General features: G+C 32.1%; 6 protein-coding genes and 1 pseudogene. 2 read left to right on the forward strand and 5 right to left on the reverse strand.

Going from position 1 to position 4,191, the window contains the following annotated elements; all coding sequences use genetic code 11:
- Positions 1–452: 452 nt before the first annotated feature.
- The 5 genes and pseudogenes from F6K54_RS41395 to F6K54_RS41415 all read right to left on the reverse strand — a co-directional run bounded on the left by F6K54_RS41395 (position 453) and on the right by F6K54_RS41415 (position 3,014).
- Positions 453–638: a hypothetical protein gene (locus F6K54_RS41395; RefSeq protein ID WP_293090311.1), complete on the reverse strand. Its 186-nt coding sequence runs from the start codon at positions 636–638 to the stop codon at positions 453–455.
- 8 nt (positions 639–646) lie between these two features.
- A pseudogene (locus tag F6K54_RS41400) lies at positions 647–1,042 on the reverse strand (BsuBI/PstI family type II restriction endonuclease); the annotation flags it as partial.
- A 526-nt stretch (positions 1,043–1,568) separates the two neighbouring features.
- On the reverse strand, positions 1,569–1,754 hold the full coding sequence (locus tag F6K54_RS41405; RefSeq protein WP_293090312.1) for a hypothetical protein: 186 nt from the start codon (positions 1,752–1,754) through the stop codon (positions 1,569–1,571).
- Between the two features lie 246 nt (positions 1,755–2,000).
- Complete coding sequence (locus F6K54_RS41410; RefSeq protein ID WP_293090313.1) at positions 2,001–2,426, reverse strand: DNA cytosine methyltransferase; 426 nt, start codon at positions 2,424–2,426, stop codon at positions 2,001–2,003.
- 90 nt (positions 2,427–2,516) lie between these two features.
- On the reverse strand, positions 2,517–3,014 hold the full coding sequence (locus tag F6K54_RS41415; RefSeq protein ID WP_293090314.1) for a DNA cytosine methyltransferase: 498 nt from the start codon (positions 3,012–3,014) through the stop codon (positions 2,517–2,519).
- A 460-nt stretch (positions 3,015–3,474) separates the two neighbouring features.
- On the opposite strand from F6K54_RS41415, the gene F6K54_RS41420 reads away from it, so the two are divergent.
- A complete protein-coding gene (locus tag F6K54_RS41420; RefSeq protein ID WP_293090315.1) occupies positions 3,475–3,606 on the forward strand; it encodes a hypothetical protein in 132 nt (43 codons plus the stop codon).
- Positions 3,607–4,007: 401 nt separating this feature from the next.
- A partial coding sequence (locus F6K54_RS41425) for a helix-turn-helix domain-containing protein (RefSeq protein WP_293090316.1) occupies positions 4,008–4,191 on the forward strand: 184 nt, incomplete at its 3' end.

Consider the following 4,191-nt stretch of genomic DNA (forward strand, 5'->3'; position numbering starts at 1 on the left):
TAGATAGGTCGCAAATTTGTCAGAGACTTTTCCAAGATATCTGCGGTTTCCACAGGTAAGTAGATATTTTCTGAAGTGGAGCGCTCGCCTCTTACTTCCCATGGACTTTTTAGTAGTTTTCCTCACAGATGAAAATTTCACTCTTATATATAGGTAGTTGTTGAGTTGTCGCCTCTTACTTCCCCCTCAAATTTTTACCAGTATTTCTCAGAGATAAAAATTTCATTCTTATATATAAATACTTGCAAATTTGTCAGATACTATTCCAAAATATCTGCTGTTTATAGAGGTAAGTAGATATTTTATGAAGTGGAGCGATCGCCTAACAATTACCTCTTAATTTCCCTTAGATTTTTACCAGTTTTCTGAGGAGATGAAAATTTCACTTTTATATAGATGAAAATTTCACTCTTATATATAGATAGTCGAAATGGAGCTTTAAATATTCCACTTTAGTCAAGATTTTTAGCTGGTAGTAAAAATGCAGTTATCAAAGCAATAGTACCTCCCAATAAACCCCAACCTAGCCAAATATTAAAATTTCTACCTCTGCTTTTTGCCACAAAAGCAGCAGCAGTACCAATTACACAATGTAAAACCATTAATATCCAGAATAATTGCCAGTTAATTTCAGTCATAATTTTTTTCAAGTATTAGTTATTTGAGAGTAAGGACCTAAAAATTTTTCACCATCAAAATGAATTATATGGTCTGGTGCATCAGCAATCCAAACTTCTGTTTCCCAAGCAACATCAGCAGCAAATTTGCGAAAAGTATTTTGGTCTAGAAAAGCTGTGATAAAAATTATATCAGCCGTACATTCTTCTGTAAGTTTTTTCAGTTCTAATAAACGTACATTAGAAATTACACCTGAACTATGAACAGCTTCTATCAAATAAAGCCAATTTTTCTTTTGTGAGTAAGCTACTATGTCGTGTAATTCTCCATCAGATAATTCAAAAAAGTTTAGTTCTTTCAGTTTGTTTTTTTCTAAATGTAAAAACTTCTTAGCTGTATCGCCGACATATAAAATTTCTGCACCATAACCATATCTAGTTCAATAATGGATAATAGATAATTGATAATTACCTCTCCCTAAAAGGAAGAGGATTGAATAAAAGGAAAATTTTTTCTTGTTTCTTCTTGCTCATAAGAGGCTTTAAAACTTAATTATTCGGTAAAAAACTTTCAATAATTGCTTTCTGCAATTCATTATGTATGCCAGGGCCAAAATTTAAGACTTTGCCAGAAGGAAATTTTACAGCAATTAAACTTATTTATCGTTGACTAGAAAGTTGTTCTTATAAAGTGATTTGATTAGATAAAAAAATCTCTACTTCTTCCCAATTATTTGAGCCAAAATTTTTAATTATATTCGCAATATCAGGATTTAAAGCAAAAGACCTTGTACCATCATTTCTAGCTGAATTTGGATTAGCAGTGCTAGGAATAATAATTCCTGCAAGAAAAAATCATTTTAAATCTTTCCGGCAAATATCGTCATAAGAACTTTCATATAGAGGATAAAAAAAGAAAATTCAGTATTTCAAACATCCCTATTCCAGGAACTACTGATAACTGATAACTGATAACTGATAACTGAAATAAGCCATTGCCATTTTTTCCAATCGTCTTTGAGTCATCCCCTCAAGAGGTACACCAAACTTACTAATAATATATAACGCTTCATTGATTAACCTTTGAAATTGTTTAGACTTATCTGACTTAGTAAGATATTGGGGAATTTGAGGCATTCTTATCTCTTAAAAAGGTAAGTAAGCATTTAGCTATTAGCAGTCAGCTCTTCCTAGGTCATGCTACGCAAACAGCCTTTTAATGAATGAAGTAAAAATTCGTTTAACTTATACTACATTTTCCACTCATAAATTGAAGCAAAAGAAAGACTTGTTTTGAGTTTTTAACCCATACAATTTAAGCTAATGAAGCTGATAGCTGATAACGCAGTTACGACCATAGGAGGCTAGCTGACGGCTGAATGCTTAAAAAGGTAATGATAATTGTACAGGAATAATTTTTTGTGAAATTTCCTCTGGTGAAAATCTTTTTCCAGATTCTAAATAACTCCTAATACTCCCTGCTAAATGAAAAGCAAATAAAGGAGGAACTGCATTTCCAATTTGATTAAAACAACTCGTTTCTTTTCCTACAAATTCAAACCAGTCAGGAAAACTTTGTAATCTTGCTGCTTCCCTTAACAACAAACGTCTTCTTCTCCCATCAGACAATTTTATTCGGTGCATATCCCCAGTAGGAGCTGAAATATTTCGACAAGTTAAAGTTCTCGCAGGTTTGTCTAAATACAAGTCACGAGGTTGTTTACAACTAGAAGTTTTTTCATATTTTTCTACATATTTATCCATATTTGGAGTGAGAAATTTTGACTCTGGAAGCGCGTGAAATGCCATTGCTCCTAATGCTTCTCCAACAGTTACTTTTTTGTCTAAAACTTGAGGAAATTTAAACTCACCTTTATGCCCAATAACTATAACTCTTTGTCAATTTTGAGGCACGCTAAAATCAACAGCATTTAACAATTTAACCTCAATAATATAACCCAAAGATTGAAGTGCTTGAGTAATTTCATCCAAATACCATTTATTTCGATAAAGCAAACCTCGTACATTTTCAAATAACCAAATTTCCGGCTTTAATCTTGCCACTGCATTAATAAAAATAGGAAAACCATCTCGCGAATCTTTCAAACCTTTTTGCTTTCCCCCAACACTAAAAGGTTGACAGGGAGGACCGCCAATAATTACATTTGCCGGAGGTAATTCTGTTTTAGAAGAAAGAGTAATTTTAGTGCAATTACCTTTGAGATTTTTATTATAAGTTGCACAACAATCGGCATCCATTTCAAAACCATAAGTTTCAAATCCTTGGGCTTCAAAACCTAGAGATAAACCACCACATCCAGCAAATAAATCTATAACTAAATTAGTCGGATTCATACATGGTTTAAGTAAAGAATTTATTTTTTCTATGTAATTCATATATGTTATGCGAATTATTATATTGCTTGTATAGAGTACATAGGAAAAATCAGGAAAAAACAGAGTATATACTAGCTTGCTTATGCTAATTTTAATGGCATTTATCAACTTTATATAGCCATGACGTTTTGAGGTAATTAATGATATTAAATTGTTATTTATTGAAAGCAAAAACTCTATTTTTGCCTTATAATATTCTCAATTAATATTTTCTCTCAAAGTAAGAAATTCCTGTAGAATGTTTACCTCTCAAAGATCTAATTCTTTATTAACGCTTCAAATGTAAATGCTATAACCAATAAAGAGCTTAATGAATAACTTGAAATTTAAGATTTTCCAGAAAAATCTTAATCTACCTCCCTGCTAAAATGTTACATCTGCTAAACATGAGATTTGCCAAATTGAATAAAAAGCGTTATATATATAAGTCAATTTATGATCCAACAATAAATAATTAACAATGTCAGAAAATCAGCAAGAAATTTGCCCAGTCTGTCTAGTTAAAATAGTCGGTGGAGATCGAGTGTTATTTTCTTCTGGACCACCTGGTACTAAAGCAAAGTTATGGGCTCGTGTTTGTCAATATGCTTAAAAACAAGGTTGTATAAATCAAGATCTAGATGAAGTTGGAACGGTCAAATCTGAAGATTACTATAACCCTGAGATTTCCTAGCACCCTTTCATTTTTTCTTCTAACTCCCTTCTTCCTTAGTCAATAGGTAAAACAGAGGCCATTCTTATTTGCTCAAAAGGGACTGGTGATTTTCTGCCAATATTTTTTCCTCCTAACCTCTTACCATGGTACTATTTGCTATTATTTAGTAAAAATATTTTTCAGATTATTTCCTAGAAGAAAACTTGGCAACCCAACTTGATTCGGCAAGGGGTATACCGTTATAATCTGGGATTTAACGGGAGGGGAATTGCCGACAGCAAATTAAACAGGTATCAATTGATGTTTAAATATAGCAATTAAAGAGTAGTATAAAAGTTATGATAATTACTCATTGCTACAAAATTAAGCCCACTTGTGAACAGTTAGTCAAAATTGATTATTGGCTAGAACTGTTGCGAAGACATTGGAATTATGCTCTAGGTCAAAGACTAGATTGGTTAAATAGAACTAGATGTCAAGTTGACCGTTGTTCATTAATTTCATGTCCTATTGGTGAAATTT

The organism is Okeania sp. SIO3B5 (assembly GCF_010692555.1).
GTDB lineage: Bacteria > Cyanobacteriota > Cyanobacteriia > Cyanobacteriales > Microcoleaceae > Okeania.

Coding starts and splice junctions, on each gene's coding strand:
- F6K54_RS41395 (WP_293090311.1), bottom strand. CDS start 638: ATGACTGAAATTAACTGGCAATTATTCTGGATATTAATGGTTTTACAT.
- F6K54_RS41420 (WP_293090315.1), top strand. CDS start 3,475: ATGTCAGAAAATCAGCAAGAAATTTGCCCAGTCTGTCTAGTTAAAATA.
- F6K54_RS41415 (WP_293090314.1), bottom strand. CDS start 3,014: ATGAATTACATAGAAAAAATAAATTCTTTACTTAAACCATGTATGAAT.
- F6K54_RS41410 (WP_293090313.1), bottom strand. CDS start 2,426: ATGGCATTTCACGCGCTTCCAGAGTCAAAATTTCTCACTCCAAATATG.
- F6K54_RS41405 (WP_293090312.1), bottom strand. CDS start 1,754: ATGCCTCAAATTCCCCAATATCTTACTAAGTCAGATAAGTCTAAACAA.